This window comes from Flavisolibacter nicotianae, assembly GCF_003628535.1.
Lineage (GTDB): Bacteria > Bacteroidota > Bacteroidia > Chitinophagales > Chitinophagaceae > Flavisolibacter > Flavisolibacter nicotianae.
The window spans coordinates 237,130-257,732 of the sequence record NZ_RBCI01000008.1; the positions used below are offsets into that span (position 1 = coordinate 237,130).

Genomic DNA, 20,603 nt, shown 5'->3' on the forward strand with positions numbered 1-20,603 from the left:
ATCAAAGCAATGTCACTGCGCATTTTACTACTGCTGCTTTTTGCTTTTCAATTGGGAAAAGCGCAAACAACCGATTCGACGTATGCAGAACGGTTGGGCTTTCCTAAAGGAGCCAAAGTTTTGATCCTGCATGTGGACGATGCAGGAATGAGTTATGATTCCAACGAAGGCGCTGTTGCCGCTTTAACTAAAGGCGTGGCCACCTCGTGCAGCGTGATGATGCCCTGTCCGTGGGTGCCGGCTTTTTTACGTTTTTTAAAAGAGCATCCTTCTATTGATGCGGGCCTTCACCTCACGCTGACATCGGAATGGAAAGACTACCGCTGGGGACCACTGGCCGGAAAGCCGGCCGTTCCCGGCCTTGTAGATACTGCAGGGGATTTCTGGGCTTCGGTAGAAGAGGTGGCGGAACATGCATCCGCCGAGGAGGTAGATAAGGAAATGCGGGCACAGTTGCAGCGGGCAGAGCGTATGGGATTTCAGCCAACCCATCTCGATACGCACATGGGCACTGTTTACGCAACGCCGGTTTTCCTGGAGCGCTATGTGCGGCTCGGGATTGAAAAAAAAATTCCGGTGATGTTGCCCGGCGGTCACGCCACGCTGATCCAGGCGCAAACCCATTTTTCCAACGAACAGATTCAGCAAATTCGCAACATCGGGAAACTGTTGTGGAATGCAGGGCTGCCCGTGCTGGACGATTTGCACAATGACAGCTATGGTTGGAAGGTGCCCGGAGCCATCGCCGGCGATGACAAGAAACTACAGGCCTTCAAAACGCAAAAATATAGGGAGGCGATCCGGATGCTGAAGCCGGGAATTACCATGATGATCATGCACTGCACCGCGCCGACAGACGTATTCCCGTACATTAGCGACAGCGGCCCCGTTCGAAAAGGAGACCTGCTGGCCATGCTTGACCCGGCCCTTAAAAAGGCCATTCAAACGGAGGGAATTATTCTAACGACCTGGCGTGAACTGAAACAGCGAAGAGCGCAGCATTGATCGGTTCAAAGATCTTTTGCGGCTTAATGCATCGTTGCCTGAGATCTTGAAAAATGAGACTGCAAATTGTGGAAAGCTGGCCAGTATTAATGAAACCGGTAAGAGGACAGCGTCGCTTCGAAGCTCCTGTAAAAATTCTGGCCGGATGCTTTTCGTTTGTAGGAGACCTGCCGGCTTAGGCCAATGCCTGGTTTCAGGTCCAGCTCCAAATACGAGGTCATCACACCTTTTTCCCAATTGTTGATGGTTACATGGTTTGTCTGCGCCGTGTCTAATGATAATGCGGCTGCTGATGCAATGCATTCCTGCTTCTGATCACCGAAGGTTTCGGAAAAAAGAACTTCCCCTTCCTGGGTGGGTTGCCTGAAAATTGCCAGTTCATGATCCGAACTGTCGGAGTAAGCATATACGGCTGATTCTTCTGAACGTAAAAAGGGAAAAGTTTCGGTCGTGGAATTGCGCCAGCTAAGTTGGTAATAGAGTTTCTTCTCTTTTCGCAGCGTTGTTGTAACGATCAGTGTATCGGCAAAGCTGCTTTTCAGGGTGCCATCTTCAAAATAGGCGCTCCTGTTGTAGATCCACATGTTGCCCATCGCAAGTGGCCATACTTGCCTGGGGGGCTCGGGCTCCGCTGGTGGTTTGCCAGCTTCTTTTTGGCAGGCGCAGATCACGAAGGTGGCCAACAGCACGAAAAAGTACGTTTTCTTCATGGCTAGTGAAATGAATTTAAGTAGTGTCATGGGTATTCACAAAGCCAACAGTTGATGTTGTAAATGTTCGGAGAGGTTCAACGAAGAATAAAGGAGATTTGGCAAGACGAAACTAAAAAAATGTACATCAAGTACAAAAAATTACACTTAAAAAATATTTTATTTATCCTGCAATTGTGCGAGTTCGTTAATGATGTTCTTCTATTGCAGATGAATCGGAAAGGGTGAACCAGTCATTCATATGGTGATTTATCGGTTAGTTACACAAGTGAGAACGTTGCGAGGCTATTGGAGCCTGGTTCGTTAAAACAGCTGCCTACTTCAATACACGGTCAGGAATAAGGCCCTGGGATTTTTACTGAAAAAAAGTGGATTTACTTGGTAGAAACCCTCTTTCATATACAAGGGTTAAACCTTATTTTTGGCTGTTAAATCTGCCTATGGGAAACACGCAAATCTTGCTTATGAGAAACACGTATTTGCCTCGTACTTTTCTTTCCGCGCTGTTGTTGGCATCCAGCCTTTTTCTCCACGCACAATCCGGCACATCCGACGGTACATACAATTTCAGTGCTCTTGGCGCTGAAAACAGCGGCGGCACGGGTTTCCGAAAACAGGGTGATAAGTTCAAGGTCAGCAATGTTTTTACGCAGGACCGGACAACCATGTACGCCAATGATGCTACACCGGGTGCAACCGAAACTGTTATCATCAAGGCCGAAGGCGGCACAAAAAATAAAACCTTTACGTTCAAAGATCTGAGTTTACGCAACTTTGGACAAAACACCACGTTGGACGTCTTCACCGTTACGCTCCGCAACTACTATGGTGTGGAAATCGGGCGGCTGACACTGGCTTCCCCGCAATCACTGGACGTTTATGCGACCGCCATTTCATCCTTTGCTTTTTCCGTTCCTTTTCCGTCTGGCGGATTTGCCGACGTTTCAGAAATACAAATTGACTTTCACTACGCGGATGCCGGAATTGCCCCCGACGAGATGACCTTTAACAACATCTCCATTGCCAATGTATCGAATGCTGTTCCCCTTCCGCTTACGCTGGTAGAATTTACGGCCAGGAAAGAAGGGACGGGTGTGCGGGTACACTGGGTAACAGCCAACGAGCAAAACGTAGATAAGCACGTGATAGAGCACAGCACGGACGGTATCCGCTTTGCACCGATTGCCAGTTTCCCGGGACAAAAAAACCTCGCTACCGGATCGAACTACTCGTATTTTCATGCGCAGCCCGAGAGCGGGAAAAACTACTACCGGTTGAAAGAAGTGGATGTTGACGGCAGCGAAAGAAGCTATGTGGTGAGGACCGTTGACTTTGCGAAAAGTGCAGTCACAGTATCCGGTTCCATTCATGGATCGGTTGTCATCAAGGGGCTCAGTGCGGGTCCTTATGCGCTGGAGATAGCTGATATGAGCGGGCAGGTAGTGCTGAAGAATAAAATAGCGAATGTTTCCGGCGATTACCTTTTGCCGCTGCCAGCCACTTTCTCCCACGGAACCTATATCATTTCACTTTCTGGAAACGGCGTTTCTCTGGCACAAAAGATCCTGCTGCAATAACAGGCTCGTTACGGAGCTACCTGCTGTCAAATGAAAGAAATGAAAAGCCCCGCATCGCGGGGCTTTTGAGATAATCGCTATCGATTTTTATGCGCCAACGGTGGCTGCCATTTTCTTTTTCAGATTCTCGTCGATTGCGTCGAGGAATTCTTCGGTGTAGAGGTAATCCTTGCCGTGTTCGGCCTTCGACTTGATGGTCAGTGCCAGGTCTTTGGTCATCTTGCCGCTTTCCACTGTTTCGATGCAGACTGCTTCCAGAGCGTTGCAGAAATCAATCAATTCCTGGTTGTTATCCAGTTTGCCGCGGAAGGCCAGGCCTCTTGTCCAGGCAAAAATGGATGCGATCGGGTTGGTAGAGGTTGGGTTGCCTTTCTGGTGTTCGCGGTAGTGCCGTGTCACGGTACCATGGGCTGCTTCCGCTTCCATTGTTTGTCCGTCAGGCGTTACCAGCACCGAGGTCATTAAACCCAACGACCCAAAGCCCTGTGCAACCGAATCGCTTTGTACATCGCCATCGTAGTTTTTACAGGCCCAGACAAAGCCGCCGTTCCATTTCATCGCACTGGCGACCATGTCATCAATCAGGCGGTGTTCGTAGGTGATGCCGGCCTGCTTGAATTTGTCGGCAAATTCCGCTTCGAACACTTCCTGGAAAATGTCTTTGAAACGGCCGTCGTATTTTTTCAGGATCGTGTTCTTGGTACTCATGTACAGCGGCCAGCCTTTTTGCAGGGCCATGTTCATGCAACTGCGGGCAAAGCCACGGATGCTCTCGTCGGTATTGTACATGGCCAGCGCCACGCCACCTTCGCCCTTGTACTGGTATACTTCGTACTCCTGTTTGGTGCCATCCTCGCCTTCAAAGGTGATGGTCAGTTTTCCTTTTCCTTTCACCACGAAATCCGTAGCCCGGTACTGGTCGCCAAACGCATGGCGGCCAACCACGATGGGGCGGTCCCAGGTAGTTACCAGGCGGGGAATGTTGTTGATAACGATCGGCTCGCGGAAAACCGTTCCGTCCAGGATATTCCGGATGGTGCCGTTGGGGCTCTTCCACATCTGCTTCAGGTTAAATTCTTTTACCCGTGCTTCGTCCGGCGTAATCGTTGCGCATTTGATACCCACACCATACTGGCGAATGGCATTGGCGGCATCTATTGTTACCTGGTCGTTGGTCTGGTCGCGATACTCAACGCCGAGGTCAAAATATTTAATGTCAACGTCTATGTAGGGAAGGATAAGTTTGTCCTTGATAAATTTCCAGATTATTCGCGTCATTTCGTCGCCATCCAGCTCTACTACGGGATTGGCCACTTTGATTTTTTTTGTCATAAGACCAGCGATTTTTTTTAAAAAATAATGCGCAAAACTAAGGGTTTCGTGTAGTTGTAGAACAAAAATACCGTATGTTTATAGTAGAGCTACTATTAATGCTCCTTCTATGGAACCGCTTGAACTCTTTTTGAGCTTCCTGAATAAATTCATTCCACTCCAAACAGATGAATTTTATTCGAAGATTGTTCCTTTCATCGAAGTGCGGACAATCAAGAAAAAAGAAGTGGTGACGCGTATCGGTGAGGCGGAAAACTATATCAACTTCATTGGTACCGGATTGTTACGGAAATACTTTGTCAAGGATGGCGGTGAAATCATTACCCAAATCTCCCGGGAAGGGCAGATCATTCATTCGCAAGAGTCTTTCTACAGCCGTTCGCCTTCGGAATATTGCATCGATGCCATCGAAACTTCCACCTTGCTTTCCATCAGCTACGATAAACTCGAAACCATCTTTTCTTCCGGTGCAGCCATGGAGCGACTGGGCCGTCTGATCGTGACGTATATGATGGTGCTGAACGAACGCTGGCAAATGAGTCTGCTGAAGCTGTCGCCCCGCGAACGATTCCTGGATTTCGTCCAGAAAAATTCCGAGCTGATGCAACGGGTGCCGCAGAAATACCTTGCGTCTTTGCTCAACATCCAACCCGAGACGTTCAGCCGCTTTAAACATTTGCTTAAAACGCCACCCGCTCATCCGACAAGGGGAGTGGCATCGCAGGATTTTTCGCAGGGCAACGCTTTTTAACCAGAACGTCACGTCCAAAAAAATTCTTTGAATGGCAGGTGGTGAAACTGCAGGCACCGCGAAAAGCCATTTTGTCGCTGCGTTTTATTTACCCGTTCTGTAAATAACGATGAAGGCGATGATAACCATCAGCAGGATCATTACGATGGCCAGCAGGAGCCAGGGTTCGATCCTGACGTCGCGCCGGATTCGCCTGCTTTTTTTACGGGCTGTTTTTTTCTTGAGATCGCGGTTTAACTGCTCAACAAGATCGGAAATGTGGTTTTTGTCCGGAATGGTCTGCAACCCTTCCATGGCCTCGGACTCAAAAGGATCGTCGAGCAGATTCTTTTCCACGGCATTTTGCTCTTCATCCGTCAGGTGTCCCTGCAGGTATTTCAGCAGCGTTTCCTGGTCAACTTCAGAGTGCAAATTGGATAATATGTCTTTCAACTTTTCGTTCATGATCTCCGTTGCCTCTTTTCTTTCAATTTTTTTTCCAAAAGTATTTTCAAGTTACGCTTTCCGTTTTGAATGTAGCTTTTTACCTGCATCAGCGAGTAGCCGGTTTGGTCGGCGATCTGCTGGTAACTTTTCTTCTGCAGGTAGAACAGCGTGACGCTGACTTTCTGTTCAGCATTGAGATCCCCGATTGCTTCTTCCAGCAACTCATAGGTTTGTTCGTTTTGCAGCAGGTCGTGCCGGTCGGTTTCATTGTGCGCAATGTTGCTTTTTTCAGACAGCTCTTTTACATTCTTGTCTTTTTCCCGCAGCCGCATCAGGCAGTGGTTCTTTGCCACCATGTATAGCCAACTCTTGAAGTAGTCGATTTTGTATTTCGGCACTTCGGTCAATACCTTCAGGAAAATCTGCTGCACGCAATCTTTCGCTTCGGTTTCATCTTTCAGGTATTTCATGCACAAACCCAGTAGCAGAAGGGTATACCGCTGCAGCAGGATACCCACCCATTCCTGGTTGCTGTCGGCATAAAAATGCTCCAGAAGCTCGTTGTCGGTCATATGGTTGTATCGGTCGGCCATGGTACGTGAAACAGCAAACGTGAGACGCGAGACAGGAGAAACTTTTTATTTTATTTGAACTCCTGCTTCACGGTTGACATTTTATTTCTCCCGTTTGATAATAAGATGCAATGCCTGCAAATTTGCATAATCAAAACGGTATAATTTTCATGCAGTCTGCCATTTGTTTATTATCGGTTGTTCCCATGCGCAAAGAGCCTTCGCACTGCAGCGAGATGGTGAGCCAGGTCCTGTTTGGCGAATATGTGACGCTGGGAGAGGAGAAAGAGGACTTTGTATTTGTTACCTGCCAGTCTGATGGCTACCAGGGCTGGGTTCAGGCAAACCAACTGACAACGGTTGCAGACGAGCAGGTGTTGACCACTTCGGAATATATCGGTGTGTTTACCCAGGAAGTTTTCGTCAATGGGCGCCGCCGTCTGATGCCGTTTGCCATTCCCGTTTATTCTTCGGGAAAGCCGGGAGACCCGTTGCATTTTGGTAACCAGCAGGTCAGCTACAAGGTATCGGGTACGGCCGTTTGGAACAGCAACAGCAAAGGGTTTTCCAAACCAAATTTGGACGCCATCATCCAGGTGTTTCTGGACACACCTTATCTCTGGGGCGGTAAATCAATCTATGGCATCGACTGCAGCGGTTTTGCACAACAGGTGTTCAAACTTTTTGGGCTGCCACTTTTGCGGGATGCCTACCTGCAGGCAGAACAAGGCACAGAAGTAAAAAGCCTGAAAGATGCACGCCTGGGTGACCTGGTTTTTTTCCAAAACGAGAAAGGCAGAATCATGCACGTGGGTATTTTGCTGGAGAACAAGGAAATTGTTCATGCATCAGGCAAAGTGCGCATCGATACGATAGACGAGGAGGGAATTTTCAATCGGGAGACCGGGAAGCGTACGCACCGGTTTCACTCCATCAGAAGATTTTTTTGAAACCCCGGGCCAACAGGTCAATGAAGTCGAATCCCAGCATCTTGAAACCGGTATAAAAAAGGACAACCGCGAAAATGCGTTTTAGCGCCGCTTCCGAAATGGCGAGGGCAATCTTACTGCCCACAAAACCGCCTAGTAGAAAGGCAACAGCCATGATACCGACGACTTTTATATCGATCAGTCCTTTTTGATAATAATTAAATACGGCCAGAATACCGATCGGCAGCAACAGGAGTCCCAATGATGTTCCCTGGGCCTCCTTTTGTGTAAAGCCCAGGAAAAACACCAGTGCGGGAACGATGATGATGCCGCCACCCACACCGATCATACCACTTAAAATACCTGCCAGTAATCCAATGATGGAAAGCAGCAAGATCAAATGCATCGTCATGGGTGTCGGTTTTTTTTGCATGAATTATGCAAAGGTCATTTTGTAATGCGAAATGGCTTCGTTGATGATTTTATACGCTTCTTCCTTGTTCTGGAAATTTTCAATCTGCACCTGCTTATTTTCAAGCGCCTTGTATTGCTCGAAATAATTACGCAATTCACTGATGAAGTGCGGGGGCAGTTCTTCAATGGACGTAATGTGGTTCACGGAAGGGTCTTTGGTTGCAACGGCAATGATCTTGTCGTCGTGTTCGCCACTGTCAATCATCTGCATATTGCCTACGACGGTTGCTTCCACCAGGCAAAGCGGTTGAATGCTTTGTGAGCACAGCACCAGGATATCGAGCGGATCGCCGTCCCAGCCCAGGGTTTGCGGAATAAATCCATAATTGACGGGGTAATGAAACGAGGAGTAGATCACCCGGTCCAGGATCAGCAGGCCGGTTTCTTTGTCAATTTCATATTTGGTTCTGGATCCCTGCGAAATCTCAATCATTCCCATCACTCTCTGCGGTGCATCCTCTCCATACGAAGCGCCGTGCCAGGGGTGTAATACTTGTGTTGTTCGTGTTTTCATGCTCAAAAAATTTAAATCCGTATTCTCGGCTGCTAAGCCCAAACTAACTTTTGCAAAGGTGTAAAGAAAAAGACGAAAAAGATTCCGGTTTCTTCGTTTGCCAATTTCCGAATGCAAGAATGAAACAGACTGTAAATCCCTTGCCAAAATCGGGCATGGAAGTTCAGGCAATGCGCGACCGGCCGGAAAAAAGTGGCTAATGGCGCATGCTAAATGCCATCGTCACAAGGATTCCTGTTTCAAATGCGAGGCAGCCACCGGCAGAAAGCACATGCAAAGCGCTGCCATCAACAACCGGGCAAGGCTCACTGTGTGATCGTGGTTTGCGGAAAAGAATACTTCAGGTCAATCAGCCAGTCGTCTCCGACCTTTACGGCTTTGACAGAATCTTTTTTGTTTTTGAACGAATTGGAATACACAACCACCGAGGCGGTATCGTTGAGCTTTTTGGTTTCATGCACCCGGATGGAAGATTGCCGGTATCCTCTCTGTTCGGTTACATCGTTGTTGTGCAAATAGGCCCGTTCCAGGTTGTCGAGAAGCTGTACGTTGGAAGAATCGGGCAGGATCAGCTTGCGGGCCTGTTTATAGTTTCCGTCCAGTGCACTGCGGATGAACATGCGGGCTGCATCCACGTCGTTCTCCGGCTTGCCGGTCGCGTTTTCCGTGTCGGAACTATTGGTGCAGGCCCAGGCAAGTGGCAGAAGGAGACAAATGGAAAGGAGTTTTTTCATCGGTCCAAAGCTAAAGGGAGATTTAGATATTGGGATAGTGGATATTCGACATTTAAAAGTGGACAGTTTCCTTATTATCTGAAGCAGAAGCTGATGAAATTAAAAAGTGCCTTATTTCTAAGGCACTTCCACGTTCATTTGTTCTGTCAGTTACTATTCTCTTTCCCGGTCCCTTTCGCGATAGTATTCCCTTCTTTCGCGGCGCTCTTTCTTTTCGGCTTCCTCGAGTTCCATTTCGCGTTGGTTCTCTTTGTCGTACGCCTTCAGGATCGCCTTTACCAGTTTGTGACGTACCACGTCTTCTTCATCCAGTTCAATATAACCGATGCCGTCAATGTTGCGCAGGATCTTACTCGCCTTGGCCAAACCGCTTTTCTGGTTTTTCGGCAGGTCCACCTGGGTCAGGTCACCCGTGATAATGGCCTTCGCATTGGCGCCGATACGGGTGAGGAACATTTTCAATTGCAGGTCGGTAGCGTTTTGCGCTTCGTCCAGGATAATGAAGCAATTGTCCAGTGTCCGTCCACGCATGTAGGCCAGCGGTGCGATCTCGATGGTACGAGTACTCATGTAGTAGCCCAGCTTATCGGCGGGGATCATGTCATCCAGCGCATCGTACAGGGGGCGCAGGTATGGGTCGATCTTTTCCTTGAGGTCACCGGGTAGAAAACCGAGGCTTTCGCCGGCTTCTACCGCGGGGCGGGTGAGAATGATCTTTTTCACGCCTTTGTTTTTCAGTGCCCTGACAGCCATGGCAACGGCCGTGTAAGTTTTACCCGTACCGGCAGGCCCGATAGCAAATACGACGTCGTTTTTTTCGGCTGCCGTCACAAGGCGTTTCTGGTTGGCCGTACGGGCCCGAACCGTTTTGCCGTTGGGACCAAAAACCAAAATGTCGTTCGGGTTCCGCTCCACAAAATTGTCGACGGTCTCGGCATCGTCGCCACCTAAAATCTGTTCAAAATAATTTTCGCTCATGTGACCATTTCTTTCTAAGTATTGCACAATGAGGTCAATCTTTTCTTTGGCCCCGTCTACCTGTTCGGGAGCACCGCTCAGTTTCAGTTGCGTACCCCGGGAAAGAATTTTCAGGAGGGGAAATTTGCGCTTCAGAATGTCCAGTTTACCATTATTTACACCAAAGAACTCTATAGGATTAACCGTTTCAAGGTTGATGATTGTTTCTCTCAATTCCAGTAAAATTTAATTTTCAAAATCCGTTTCGCGTACGGTTGGCGTTTGCTGGTGTAGCAAGTTTTCAAGACGACAATTTAGCACATCTGATGGTCTTAAACCGCCGTTTCTTGTACACAGAATGATAATTAAAAAATAGTGCCATTTATTCGGACTTGCAAAGGATTTACCGCAAAAAGTAATGAACGAATGTTAATAAAATAAATGGCAGCCGGTTTAGGTTTTGTAAACATTAATTGCTATCGTTTTCATGGTCCAGAATCGATTCTGCCCAATGACGGAACTCCTTTTTTCAACGCCTTGAACCTTTGTTAACAATCGACAGCTTTTCGGTGAGCTGATCTCCCGGTCCATCCGGTTGCCTGCCTTACCGTCAAAAACGCCACCCGTTTATTTGATCTTGAACGTGCAGAATTGTCACAGGCATCTTGTCATTCTAAAAAAGAAATGTAGGGAGCAAAAGAAAGCCCCTCTTGCAGGAGGGGCTTTTACTGTCCTGAAACCGAATCTTAAAACCGGATATTCAGGCCAAGTGTCCACGTGGTTCCTGCCATAGGATAATAATAGTTTTCTGTTGTCAGGGTTGTGTTATACAAATAACTGTAGGTATAGCCCGTGGGCTCATATTTCTTGTCGAAAACATTGTTCACCTGGAAAATGATGTCGGCATTCTTCAGCGCACCTTTTTGCAATGCATATGCAAGACGTACATCTTCGGTAAAATAGGGATTGAGCTTTCGGCCTTCGTTGCTGGTGTTGTCCAGGTATTGTTTGCCGACATATTTGCTCAGGAGATCAACCGTAAAATGCCGGAAAGGCGTGGCGGTTACCGTGGCTGCACCAATCGCAGACGGGGAGAAGGATATGTCGGTTTCCTTATAAAGGTTCGACTTTTGTCCCCCGTTGTCGTAATCGTCGTAAAACTCCCGGAAATTTTTCACTTTGTTCCGGCTCAGGGTAAGATTGGCTGATGCCTTGAGCCAGCGGGCAATGGCTGCCCCTCCCTGCAACTCAATCCCCATGCGATAACTTTCGTCGATGTTCGTCCTGGTGTAGGAGCCGACATCGTTAATTTTACCGGTCAGCACCAGCTGATCTTTGTACTTCATGTAATAAAACGTTGCACCTACACTGGCTTTTTTCCCCTTGCTCTCCCATCCCAGTTCCACATCGTTCAACCGCTCCGGTCTTGGCTGTTCGTTGGGCGAGGCTTCAAAATCATCCCGGTTTGGTTCCTTGTTGGCAATGCCGTACGAGCCAAAGACCGTCAGGTTATTTTTGTGATAGGTCAGGCCGGCTTTGGGATTAAAGAATGTGTTGGTCTTATTCACTGCAATCCCCGGGTTGTAATCGAAACCATTAATGGCGTAGTTGACGCGGCGCACCTGGAAGTCGGTAAAGAACTGCAAGTCTTTGGCCAGGTCCTGTTGCCACTTCAGGTACACATTGCCGTCCTTTTTCTTTGCATCATTCAAATAATACTGACTGTTGCCATTGATGCCTTTTTCGGCCCAGATGACCTTGCCGAAATGGTCGCCAAGATAGCTGGTGACGGCGCCGCCCAGCGTCAGTTGGGTCTTGTCTTTAGCATAGTGCAGCGAGAAGATGTCGCCGTAATAATCATTGTCCAGCCAGCGCTGGCGCACCAGGTCGGACGCAGTGATCACCGTGCTGCCGTTAGTCACGTTTTGCAGACCGTAATCTGTATAGGTTTGGTCGGCCTTGTATTCTTCGTAATAGCCCTTGCCTTTTACATAAAACAGGCCTGTGTTGAAGATCAACCTGGGTGAGAGCTGCTGCGTCAGGAACAACTGGTAGTGGGTCTGCGTATAGTTGTCTGTCTGGTTTTCGTACGGCGTTCCCGGCTTTTCCATTCCGGCATAATTGATCCGGCGGTTGGTTTTCAGGTCCGCCTCCGACACGCCATACCAGGCCTGGTAGGTTTTCTCCCGGCCTGAAAACGTTGTAAAGCGAAGGGTAGTCTTCTCTTTTACATAGGCAGTGGAGAAATAATATGATTTCAGATTGCTCTTGGCGCGGTCGACATAGCCATCGCTGCTGATCCGGGAGAGGCGCAGATCGGTCACAAAATTTTTCCCCCACATACCCGTGCCCAGCCTGATGGTGTTTTTAAGAGTGTTGAACGAACCGTAGCTATTGTTGCTTTCGAAATATGGCTGTTTGTTCACTTCGTTCGTACTGAGGTTGATGGTTCCGCCAAAAGCGCCGGGTCCATTGGACGAAGTGCCGACGCCGCGCTGGATTTGGATGCTGTTGACAGAAGAAAGCAGGTCGGGCAGGTCGACAAAATAGGTGCCATTGCTTTCTGCATCGTTAAAGGGCACGCCGTTGATCGTAACGTTGATCCGGGTAGCATCCGTTCCCCGGATCCGGATGCCGGTGTAACCAACCCCGTTTCCCGCATCGGAATTTACCACGACGGACGGTGTCTGGTTCAGCACAAAGGGAAGATCCTGTCCGAGGTTCTTCTTTTCGATTTCCTTTTTGTTCAAATTGGTTTTTGCAAATGGTGCAGTAGCACTTGCCCTGATGGTTTTCACTTCCACCGGCTCCAGGTCGGTGGTGTCTTTTTGCTGTGCAATGGATGAAATGCTGGCGGTCACGCCAAGAAAAAGTAGAATCCTTTTCATTTTAAAAAAATGGTTTAAAAATGAAAGGGAAACGCTGAAGAGAGAGTAGTTCTTAGTCTTCGTTTTTAGACTTTGGTCTTTCAGTTTACCTTTTGCCTGCTAGTAAACGAAAGATTGGAAACTAAAAACGATAAACTGATTTGCTCCCTGCGCAGGCATTACCCTGATCAGGTTGTACGGGTTTAATCTCAGCCTTTCGTTTCGGAAAAGCACCCCGGTAACACTGAAAAACTAATTGTCGCTGCAAAAATAAAGAAGGATAAATATTCAGGGGCTGTAACTTTTCAGCCGGAGCCGCGTTAAACGGGAAAAGCCAAAAATGAAAAAGCTGTTTACCCTTTTTTGCCTGCTTTCTGTTGCGACATTCCTGCATGCACAAAAAACCATTAACGATCCCAATGCTGAACCACGAAAAATCGGTTCGTTCACCGGTATCGATGTCAGCGGTGGTATTGATATTTATATCTCCGCCGGCGACGAGGCGATTGCCGTGAGTGCATCAAAGCCCGAATACCGCGACCGGATCAGGACGGAAGTGCAAAACGGCGTCCTGAAGATCTGGTACGATAGCAAATGGGGGATCAGTATCAACGGTAATAAAGACCTGAAAGCTTATGTTTCGTATAAGACGCTGAAAAGCCTGGAGGCTTCCGGTGGTTCCGACATTACCGCCGAGAGCACCATCAACAGCAGCGACCTGGCGCTGCATGTTTCCGGCGGTTCAGATTTCAAAGGTGCGGTGGACGTAAGCAAGCTTTCGGTACGGCAAAGCGGCGGCAGCGATGTAAAAATTTCGGGGAAGGCAACAAACCTCAGCGTGGATGCCAGTGGCGGGTCGGACTTTAAAGGGTACGACCTTGTTGCGGATGTATGCGACCTCGAGGCCAGCGGCGCCTGCGATATTGAGATCACCGCCAACCGGGAACTTTCGGCCCGTGCCAGCGGTGCCAGCGATATCCACTACAAAGGCAACCCGACCATCAAAGAGGCCAAAGCGTCGGGGGCCAGTTCGGTCCGATCACGGTCATAGTTTTATAAAAGAAAAAATGGGCAGCCCTGCAATTCTGCGGGGCTTTTTGCTGTCTATGGATGTCGTAATTCGGTATTTATTTTCCTGTGTGGTTCTATTTTGCATTATTGTACCTTCGCCACGCATTTTTTAAATTTAAAACAACATTTGATATGTCAGTAAAAGTTGCCATTAACGGTTTTGGACGGATCGGCCGGCTGGTGTTTCGTCAAATCCACGACATGGAAGGAATTGATGTAGTTGCCATCAATGATTTAACCTCACCTGCAGTATTAGCACATCTTTTAAAATATGACTCGGCACAAGGTCGCTTCAACCAGGAAGTAACTTCTACCGACAACTCCATTTCCGTTAACGGAAACGAGATCAAGATTTACGCACAGAAAGATCCGGCACAAATTCCCTGGGGCGATCACAATGTGGACGTTGTACTGGAATGCACCGGTTTCTTCACGGATAAAGCAAAAGCCGAAGCCCATATCAAGGCAGGCGCCAAAAAAGTTGTCATTTCTGCACCGGCAACCGGCGACCTGAAGACCATCGTGTTCAACGTAAACCACGACATCCTGGACGGTTCTGAAACGATTATTTCCTGCGCTTCCTGTACCACCAACTGCCTGGCGCCAATGGCCAAGGTACTGGATGATACATATGGCATTGTTGGTGGTTTAATGACAACCGTTCACGCCTATACCAACGACCAGAACACGCAGGATGCACCGCATCCGAAAGGCGATCTGCGCAGGGCAAGAGCGGCTGCACAGAACATTGTTCCCAACAGCACCGGTGCTGCCAAGGCAATCGGTCTTGTACTGCCTGGCCTGAAAGGCAAGCTGGATGGTACGGCGCAGCGTGTGCCGACATTGACTGGTTCACTGACGGAATTGACGGTGGTTTTGGGTAAAAAGACGTCGGTTGACGAAGTGAACGCTGCCATGAAAGCGGCTGCCAACGAAAGCTATGGTTATACGGAAGACGAAATCGTCAGCAGTGATATCATTGGCATGTCATACGGCAGCCTGTTCGATGCCACGCAAACAAAAGTGCTGACGGTTGGTGACCTGCAGATGGTGAAAACGGTAAGCTGGTACGACAACGAAATGAGCTACGTCTCGCAGTTGGTACGGACCGTGAAATACTTTGCAGAGCTGATCCAAAAATAAAAAGCTGAAAGCCGAACATTCGTTCGGCTTTTTTTTGCTCCGTATTTGAATTTACCTTTAGGCACATTTCAAAACCAATTAATCTATGAGTAAGTTTCAGGAGACGAATTTTCGCGGGAAGAAGGCGTTGATCAGGGTGGATTTTAATGTTCCGCTGGACGAGAACTACAATATTACGGATGATACCAGGATGCGGGCAACCATCCCGACCATCAAAAAAATACTGAGCGATGGCGGCAGCGTGATTCTGATGTCGCACCTTGGCCGCCCGAAAGAAGGACCTACAGAAAAGTACTCCTTGAAACACCTGGTAAAGCACCTGAGCGAACTCCTGGGCACCGACGTGCAGTTTGCCAATGATTGCATTGGTGAAGAAGCCGTGCAAAAAGCTGCCTCGTTGAAAGAAGGCCAGGTGCTGCTGCTCGAAAACCTGCGTTTTTATAAGCAGGAAGAAAAAGGAGATAAGGAATTTGCCGAGAAGCTTTCCAAACTTGGCGACGTTTACGTGAATGATGCGTTTGGTACAGCGCACCGTGCCCATGCTTCTACGGCAGTTATCGCCCAATTCTTCTCCCCTGAAAACCGGATGTTCGGTTTGGTGATGGAAGGAGAGGTTGCCAGCGCAGAAAAGGTTTTGCACGGTTCTGAAAAGCCGTTTACTGCCATCATCGGAGGGGCCAAGGTGTCGGACAAAATCCTCATTATAGAAAACCTCCTCGAGAGAGCAACCGATATCATCATCGGTGGCGGTATGGCCTACACGTTTTTTAAAGCGATGGGAGGCCAGGTCGGAAATTCGTTGGTCGAACAAGACCGCCTGGAAACAGCGAAGGAGCTGATGTCCAAAGCGGATGCGAAAGGCGTTTGCATACACCTGCCTTCGGATTCCGTGATCGCGGACAAATTTGCGGCCGATGCCGATGTCTCTTCTTCGCTAAGCAATACCATTCCGGATGGCTGGATGGGCTTGGACATCGGCTCTATGGCCTGTGATACGTTTACCAAAGTCATACACAATTCTAAAACGATCTTGTGGAACGGCCCGATGGGTGTTTTTGAGATGGATAAATTCCAGCACGGTACGAAGGCCATCGCCAAAGCTGTGGCAGAGGCAACCGAAAATGGTGCTTTTTCGCTTGTGGGTGGTGGTGACAGCGTGGCTGCTGTAAACCAGTTTGGCTTTGCCGATAGAGTAAGCTATGTCTCTACCGGTGGCGGTGCCATGCTGGAATATTTTGAAGGGAAAGAGTTACCCGGTATCGCTGCTGTGAAGTAACAATACGACAGAATTGCAGCCTGCAAAGGCTGGTGCGCAATTTGAATAGTTCCATCCAAATTCAAACAACTAAAATTCACCAACATGAGATCTCGCAACATGACTCTTTGGGTTGTACTGGGTATTGTCTTGATCCTGGCTTTTGTCGGGTGCGGACAATACAACGGCATGGTCAAAGAGGATGAAAACGTAAAAAATGCCTGGGGTAACGTGCAAAGTGCTTACCAGCGCCGCGCCGACCTGATACCAAACCTTGTTTCCACTGTTCAGGGTGAAGCAAACTTTGAACGGGGAACATTGACAGATGTGATCAATGCAAGAGCAAACGCCACCGCGGTAAAGGTGGATCCCAACCAGCTTACTCCGGAACAACTGGAGAAATTCCAACAGGCGCAAGGCCAGTTGTCGCAGGCCCTCGGCCGGCTGCTGGTGGTAACCGAAAACTATCCGAATCTTCGAGCCAACGATGCGTTTCGCAATTTGCAGTATGAACTGGCAGGTACGGAAAACCGCATCAATACAGAACGAAACCGCTTTAATACCGTGGTGAATTCGTATAACACCAAGGTCCGTTCGTTCCCCAATAACATCTTTGCCGGCATGTTTGGCTTCCGTGCCCGTCCGCCGTTCGAAGCAGAACAGGGTGCACAAACGGCGCCGCGGGTAAATTTCCCGACCAACCAACCGGGTACGGCAACGCCCAATCAAAGGACTTTAGATACTTCAAAAACACGGTAAGTGAAGCTCTTTCCCTGGCAAAAGCAAAAAGAGTTTTTTACGGCACCACAAAAAGAGCAGTTGGTGCAGGCCATTCGGAATGCCGAAATGCGCACCAGTGGTGAAATCCGGCTTTTCGTCGAGTCGAAGTGTCGATTCGTTGATGCCATGGACCGGGCCAAGGAAATTTTCCTGCAGCTCGGTATGGAGAAAACCGACGAGCGGAACGCCACTTTGGTTTACGTTGCCGTAAAAGACAGGCAGGCTGCCGTTCTGGGCGACCAGGGCATCCACCAAAAAGTGGGGCAGCAATATTGGGAATCAGAAGTGAAAAAGATGTTGCTTTATTTCAGGAGTGAACAACTGACAGAAGGGCTTTGCAATATCATTACCGATATTGGAGAAGCCCTTCACTTTCATTTCCCCTACAGTGCGGAACACGACAAAAATGAATTACCGGATGAAATTGTATTCGGCAGGTAAACAATGAAGCAACTCCTTTTTTTTATCGGTATCCTTTTTTGTGTTCTTGTACAGGCACAGGATATTCCCATTCCTCCAAAGCCCAATCCGCCCCGGCTTGTCAACGACTATGCAAACCAATTGACGCCTGAACAGGAAGAAGCACTGGAAAAAAAGTTAGTGGCTTATGATGACAGTACCTCCAACCAGATTGCCGTTATCATTGTCAAAAACCTGGGTGGCTATGAGCCCGATGTTTATGCCACGGAGTTGGGGCAGCGTTGGGGTGTGGGTGGCGCTAAGTTCGACAACGGGATCGTAATCCTGGTTTCCATGGGAAATGAAGAGGAAAGCCGCAAAGCGTTTATTGCCGTTGGCCGCGGACTGGAAGGCGCTATCCCGGACATGACGGCAGGGCATATTTACGAGGATATCATGATTCCGTACCTGCGGTCTGGTGATTTCTACGGAGCATTCGACAAGGCAACCGATGCTCTCATCAGGGCTGCAGCCGGCGAATACAAGGCGCCGGAAGGGTACCGAAGCCGTGGAAAAGGCGGTGGCTTCAATTTGGGAAAACTCATTGCAGGCATTATCATTTTGTTTGTTATTTTATCCATCTTCGGCGGTGGCAACCGTGGCGGTGGATACATGTCCCGCCGTGGTTATCGCGGGTTTGGCGGTCCCATGATTTTTCCGACGGGCGGCTGGGGAAGCAGCGGTGGCGGAGGTTGGTCAGGTGGCGGCGGCGGCGGTGGCTTTGGCGGCTTTGGCGGTGGCGGTTTTGGAGGCGGTGGTGCCGGCGGAAACTGGTAAATCGCTCGAATCTGTACATTCCTTTCCTGATTTTTTACGCAGGCGGATTGAATTGCTGCAGGTGCCTGTTTCCCGGACTTTGCATTCCTTTATCATGCGTTCTTCCGGATTCCTTTAATTTTGGTTGTGATGAAGAAAGTTTTTTTGCTTTTACTGGTGGCCTGTACAACGGTGATGGCTTCCGCCCAAAAAGTTTATTTTATCTATCTGCAAACCGAAACGCAGGCACCGTTCTATGTACGGATGAAAGATAAAATCTTTAGTTCAGCGGCTTCCGGCTTCCTGATCCTTCCCAATCTTACCGATAGCACCTATCAATTGAATGTAGGCTTTGCAAACAGCACGGAGCCGGAGGCAAAGTTTTCCATTGCCATCAGGCAAAACGACAAGGGCTTCCTCATTAAGAAGTTCGATGACGAACTGGCGCTTTTTGATTTTGGTGATTTATCTATCGTGAAAGCCAATTCGGCGCCGAAAGACAACACGGTTTACGAAACGAAATCGGATAATTTCTCGAGCGTTTTATCCAAAGCCGCCAATGATCCAAGCATCGTAAGGGTTCCGGTTGCGAAAAAGGAAGAACCGGTGGCAGAAAAGAAAGAGAAAAAAGAAGAAACGGTTGCAAAAACGGAAGAAGCGAAACCTACAGAACAACCCGTAGCAGATAACACGCATGCTTCCCAGCCTGATAACACGGCGGAGACAAAAATAAAGGTGGAAGAAAGTACGGCATCGACCCCCTCAAAAAGTAATGCATCCGATCTCAAAGATAATAGCATGGTAAAAAGCGATACCAGCGCAGCACAGCAAACCGTAAAAGAAACGCCTGCGGTGATTAAAGAAGAACCGGCAATTGTGGAAACGGATTATAAACCTTCAGTCGTAACGCGGCGTGCGGAGAGTTCAACAACGGAAGGCTTTGGGCTTGTTTATCTTGATAAGGCCGGAGATGTAATCGATACCATCCGCATTCTGATCCCCTCGTCGAAGCTAAAGTTTGTTGCGGAAACCGAACCAACTTCGGTACCGGAAGCAAACCCGGTGAAAGCACAAGCAGATTCTTTGATCGAAAGAAAGGAGATGGAGCCTGCTAATAGTGTAAAAGAGACTGGCTCAGTTAAAAAAACGGGTAGCAAGGTGGGATGTTCCAATGCAGCTTCCGATAAGGATTTTATGAAGTTGCGCAAGAAAATGGCGGCGCAGGACAACGACGATGAAATGATTACCGAAGCGAAGAAGGAATTTAAAAACAAATGTTACAGTGTGGAACAGATTCGCTACCTAAGCACACTGTTTCTCACTGCCGCGGCGAAATACCAATTCTTTGATACAGCTTACCTGCATGTTTCGGATACGGAGAATTTTGCATCGTTATCATCTGAGATTAAAGATGACTATTATCAGAAGCGCTTTAAAGCCCTGATCGGAGAGTGACGTATGGCACGTTACTTTATTGAAGTGGCCTATAAGGGAACTCGCTACAGCGGTTTTCAGATTCAGGAGAACGCAGCCACCATCCAGTCGGAAGTTGAAAAAGCCATACAAACTCTTCACCGTACACCGGTACAACTAACCGGTTCTTCCCGTACAGATGCCGGCGTGCATGCCTTGCAAAATTATTTTCATTTCGATTTTGAAGGAGAAATTCATCCACAAGCTGTCTATAAGTTAAATGCAATTTTACCTGGCGACATCGTGGTCTACAATATTAGCCGCATGCCTCCAGAAGCGCATTCCCGTTTTGATGCAATTAGCAGAGAGTATATTTATAAAATTCACCGGTTCAAAAATCCGTTTTTAGACGGGGCATCCTTTTACTACCCATACAAATTGGATATCGCCCTTTTGCAGCAAGGCGCTTCTTATATACTGCAACAGCAAAACTTTTCTGCATTTTCAAAAACGAACACGCAGGTAAAAAACTTCAATTGTACAATTCATAAAAGTATTTGGATAGAAGAAGGAGAGAATCTAACCTATAATATACAGGGAAATCGATTTCTCCGAGGAATGGTTCGTTTATTAACGGCCACTCTTTTAAAGCTTGGACGGGAAAAAATTACCGCCTCACAATTTGAAAATCTATTTGTTGAGGGTCAAAAAACAGTCTTTTCTGTACCCGCACATGGTCTTTATTTGAAGAAGGTCGAGTATTTGTACAGAATTTTTTAGTTGGGTGGGGACTGTGTTTCACGGGGAATTGGGGATTTATTTTTGGAAGGATTTGGGTGGGAGGTTGGGGGTGCTTATCTTTGCGACCGCTCTTTTAA

At 48.2% G+C, this 20,603-nt stretch carries 21 protein-coding genes and 1 riboswitch; of the genes, 12 read left to right on the forward strand and 9 right to left on the reverse strand.

Annotated elements, in window-relative coordinates:
* Positions 1-9 precede the first annotated feature (9 nt).
* A complete protein-coding gene (locus D6024_RS19415; RefSeq protein ID WP_240410094.1) occupies positions 10-1,005 on the forward strand; it encodes a polysaccharide deacetylase family protein in 996 nt (331 codons plus the stop codon).
* An 86-nt stretch (positions 1,006-1,091) separates the two neighbouring features.
* Here D6024_RS19415 and D6024_RS19420 read toward each other — a convergent pair whose 3' ends face one another.
* Positions 1,092-1,715: a hypothetical protein gene (locus tag D6024_RS19420; protein WP_121356406.1), complete on the reverse strand. Its 624-nt coding sequence runs from the start codon at positions 1,713-1,715 to the stop codon at positions 1,092-1,094.
* 464 nt (positions 1,716-2,179) lie between these two features.
* Here D6024_RS19420 and D6024_RS19425 point away from each other — a divergent pair, with 464 nt between their 5' ends.
* Positions 2,180-3,292 (forward strand): T9SS type A sorting domain-containing protein, encoded by a 1,113-nt coding sequence (locus D6024_RS19425; RefSeq protein ID WP_162944888.1) that lies wholly within the window; start codon positions 2,180-2,182, stop codon positions 3,290-3,292.
* Between the two features lie 87 nt (positions 3,293-3,379).
* On the opposite strand, the gene D6024_RS19430 is transcribed toward D6024_RS19425, so the two are convergent.
* A complete protein-coding gene (locus D6024_RS19430) occupies positions 3,380-4,624 on the reverse strand; it encodes an isocitrate dehydrogenase (NADP(+)) (protein WP_121356408.1) in 1,245 nt (414 codons plus the stop codon).
* A gap of 109 nt (positions 4,625-4,733) precedes the next feature.
* On the opposite strand from D6024_RS19430, the gene D6024_RS19435 reads away from it, so the two are divergent.
* Entirely contained in the window at positions 4,734-5,375 is a 642-nt protein-coding gene (locus D6024_RS19435) for a Crp/Fnr family transcriptional regulator (RefSeq protein ID WP_240410095.1), read from the forward strand.
* 84 nt (positions 5,376-5,459) lie between these two features.
* Here D6024_RS19435 and D6024_RS19440 read toward each other — a convergent pair whose 3' ends face one another.
* Both D6024_RS19440 and D6024_RS19445 read right to left on the reverse strand, forming a co-directional pair.
* Complete coding sequence (locus D6024_RS19440; protein ID WP_121356410.1) at positions 5,460-5,819, reverse strand: hypothetical protein; 360 nt, start codon at positions 5,817-5,819, stop codon at positions 5,460-5,462.
* Positions 5,816-6,373, reverse strand: coding sequence for an RNA polymerase sigma factor (locus tag D6024_RS19445; RefSeq protein WP_240410096.1), 558 nt, complete (start codon positions 6,371-6,373; stop codon positions 5,816-5,818). The genes D6024_RS19440 and D6024_RS19445 overlap by 4 nt, the downstream gene beginning before the upstream one ends.
* A 170-nt stretch (positions 6,374-6,543) precedes the next feature.
* Between D6024_RS19445 and D6024_RS19450 the strand changes: the two genes are divergently transcribed.
* Positions 6,544-7,323, forward strand: a complete 780-nt coding sequence (locus D6024_RS19450; protein WP_162944889.1) for a C40 family peptidase — start codon at positions 6,544-6,546, stop codon at positions 7,321-7,323.
* Here the strand turns inward: D6024_RS19450 and D6024_RS19455 are convergent.
* From D6024_RS19455 to D6024_RS19475, 5 genes are all read right to left on the reverse strand, one after another.
* Complete coding sequence (locus tag D6024_RS19455) at positions 7,307-7,714, reverse strand: sulfite exporter TauE/SafE family protein (protein ID WP_205573326.1); 408 nt, start codon at positions 7,712-7,714, stop codon at positions 7,307-7,309. The genes D6024_RS19450 and D6024_RS19455 overlap by 17 nt on opposite strands.
* A gap of 24 nt (positions 7,715-7,738) precedes the next feature.
* Positions 7,739-8,290 carry an inorganic diphosphatase gene (locus tag D6024_RS19460; protein WP_121356450.1) on the reverse strand — a complete coding sequence of 184 codons (552 nt, stop codon included), beginning with the start codon at positions 8,288-8,290 and terminating at the stop codon, positions 7,739-7,741.
* Between the two features lie 305 nt (positions 8,291-8,595).
* Complete coding sequence (locus tag D6024_RS19465; protein WP_121356413.1) at positions 8,596-9,024, reverse strand: nuclear transport factor 2 family protein; 429 nt, start codon at positions 9,022-9,024, stop codon at positions 8,596-8,598.
* Positions 9,025-9,177: 153 nt separating this feature from the next.
* The gene (locus D6024_RS19470; protein ID WP_121356414.1) at positions 9,178-10,215 is read right to left on the reverse strand and encodes a PhoH family protein; all 1,038 of its coding nucleotides are present in this window, start codon (positions 10,213-10,215) and stop codon (positions 9,178-9,180) included.
* A 512-nt stretch (positions 10,216-10,727) separates the two neighbouring features.
* Positions 10,728-12,869: a TonB-dependent receptor gene (locus D6024_RS19475; protein WP_121356415.1), complete on the reverse strand. Its 2,142-nt coding sequence runs from the start codon at positions 12,867-12,869 to the stop codon at positions 10,728-10,730.
* A 127-nt stretch (positions 12,870-12,996) separates the two neighbouring features.
* Positions 12,997-13,096: riboswitch (TPP riboswitch) on the reverse strand.
* Positions 13,097-13,188: 92 nt separating this feature from the next.
* On the opposite strand from D6024_RS19475, the gene D6024_RS19480 reads away from it, so the two are divergent.
* From D6024_RS19480 to truA, 8 genes are all read left to right on the forward strand, one after another.
* A complete protein-coding gene (locus D6024_RS19480) occupies positions 13,189-13,899 on the forward strand; it encodes a head GIN domain-containing protein (RefSeq protein WP_121356416.1) in 711 nt (236 codons plus the stop codon).
* A gap of 152 nt (positions 13,900-14,051) precedes the next feature.
* The gene (gap, locus tag D6024_RS19485; RefSeq protein WP_121356417.1) at positions 14,052-15,062 is read left to right on the forward strand and encodes a type I glyceraldehyde-3-phosphate dehydrogenase; all 1,011 of its coding nucleotides are present in this window, start codon (positions 14,052-14,054) and stop codon (positions 15,060-15,062) included.
* Positions 15,063-15,147: 85 nt separating this feature from the next.
* Positions 15,148-16,338, forward strand: coding sequence for a phosphoglycerate kinase (locus D6024_RS19490; RefSeq protein WP_121356418.1), 1,191 nt, complete (start codon positions 15,148-15,150; stop codon positions 16,336-16,338).
* 84 nt (positions 16,339-16,422) lie between these two features.
* Complete coding sequence (locus D6024_RS19495; protein WP_121356419.1) at positions 16,423-17,076, forward strand: LemA family protein; 654 nt, start codon at positions 16,423-16,425, stop codon at positions 17,074-17,076.
* Complete coding sequence (locus D6024_RS19500; RefSeq protein ID WP_121356420.1) at positions 17,077-17,538, forward strand: TPM domain-containing protein; 462 nt, start codon at positions 17,077-17,079, stop codon at positions 17,536-17,538. It begins immediately after the preceding gene.
* 3 nt (positions 17,539-17,541) lie between these two features.
* A complete protein-coding gene (locus D6024_RS27455; protein ID WP_121356421.1) occupies positions 17,542-18,333 on the forward strand; it encodes a TPM domain-containing protein in 792 nt (263 codons plus the stop codon).
* A gap of 129 nt (positions 18,334-18,462) precedes the next feature.
* A complete protein-coding gene (locus tag D6024_RS19510) occupies positions 18,463-19,767 on the forward strand; it encodes a DUF4476 domain-containing protein (RefSeq protein ID WP_121356422.1) in 1,305 nt (434 codons plus the stop codon).
* A gap of 3 nt (positions 19,768-19,770) precedes the next feature.
* Entirely contained in the window at positions 19,771-20,505 is a 735-nt protein-coding gene (truA, locus tag D6024_RS19515) for a tRNA pseudouridine(38-40) synthase TruA (protein ID WP_121356423.1), read from the forward strand.
* The last annotated feature ends 98 nt before the right edge of the window (positions 20,506-20,603 follow it).

Coding starts and splice junctions, on each gene's coding strand:
- D6024_RS19495 (WP_121356419.1), top strand. CDS start 16,423: ATGAGATCTCGCAACATGACTCTTTGGGTTGTACTGGGTATTGTCTTG.
- D6024_RS19430 (WP_121356408.1), bottom strand. CDS start 4,624: ATGACAAAAAAAATCAAAGTGGCCAATCCCGTAGTAGAGCTGGATGGC.
- truA (WP_121356423.1), top strand. CDS start 19,771: ATGGCACGTTACTTTATTGAAGTGGCCTATAAGGGAACTCGCTACAGC.
- D6024_RS19475 (WP_121356415.1), bottom strand. CDS start 12,869: ATGAAAAGGATTCTACTTTTTCTTGGCGTGACCGCCAGCATTTCATCC.
- D6024_RS19510 (WP_121356422.1), top strand. CDS start 18,463: ATGAAGAAAGTTTTTTTGCTTTTACTGGTGGCCTGTACAACGGTGATG.
- D6024_RS27455 (WP_121356421.1), top strand. CDS start 17,542: ATGAAGCAACTCCTTTTTTTTATCGGTATCCTTTTTTGTGTTCTTGTA.
- D6024_RS19480 (WP_121356416.1), top strand. CDS start 13,189: ATGAAAAAGCTGTTTACCCTTTTTTGCCTGCTTTCTGTTGCGACATTC.
- D6024_RS19490 (WP_121356418.1), top strand. CDS start 15,148: ATGAGTAAGTTTCAGGAGACGAATTTTCGCGGGAAGAAGGCGTTGATC.
- D6024_RS19460 (WP_121356450.1), bottom strand. CDS start 8,290: ATGAAAACACGAACAACACAAGTATTACACCCCTGGCACGGCGCTTCG.
- D6024_RS19445 (WP_240410096.1), bottom strand. CDS start 6,373: ATGACCGACAACGAGCTTCTGGAGCATTTTTATGCCGACAGCAACCAG.
- D6024_RS19450 (WP_162944889.1), top strand. CDS start 6,544: ATGCAGTCTGCCATTTGTTTATTATCGGTTGTTCCCATGCGCAAAGAG.
- D6024_RS19440 (WP_121356410.1), bottom strand. CDS start 5,819: ATGAACGAAAAGTTGAAAGACATATTATCCAATTTGCACTCTGAAGTT.
- D6024_RS19415 (WP_240410094.1), top strand. CDS start 10: ATGTCACTGCGCATTTTACTACTGCTGCTTTTTGCTTTTCAATTGGGA.
- D6024_RS19455 (WP_205573326.1), bottom strand. CDS start 7,714: ATGACGATGCATTTGATCTTGCTGCTTTCCATCATTGGATTACTGGCA.
- D6024_RS19420 (WP_121356406.1), bottom strand. CDS start 1,715: ATGAAGAAAACGTACTTTTTCGTGCTGTTGGCCACCTTCGTGATCTGC.
- D6024_RS19465 (WP_121356413.1), bottom strand. CDS start 9,024: ATGAAAAAACTCCTTTCCATTTGTCTCCTTCTGCCACTTGCCTGGGCC.
- gap (WP_121356417.1), top strand. CDS start 14,052: ATGTCAGTAAAAGTTGCCATTAACGGTTTTGGACGGATCGGCCGGCTG.
- D6024_RS19425 (WP_162944888.1), top strand. CDS start 2,180: ATGAGAAACACGTATTTGCCTCGTACTTTTCTTTCCGCGCTGTTGTTG.
- D6024_RS19435 (WP_240410095.1), top strand. CDS start 4,734: ATGGAACCGCTTGAACTCTTTTTGAGCTTCCTGAATAAATTCATTCCA.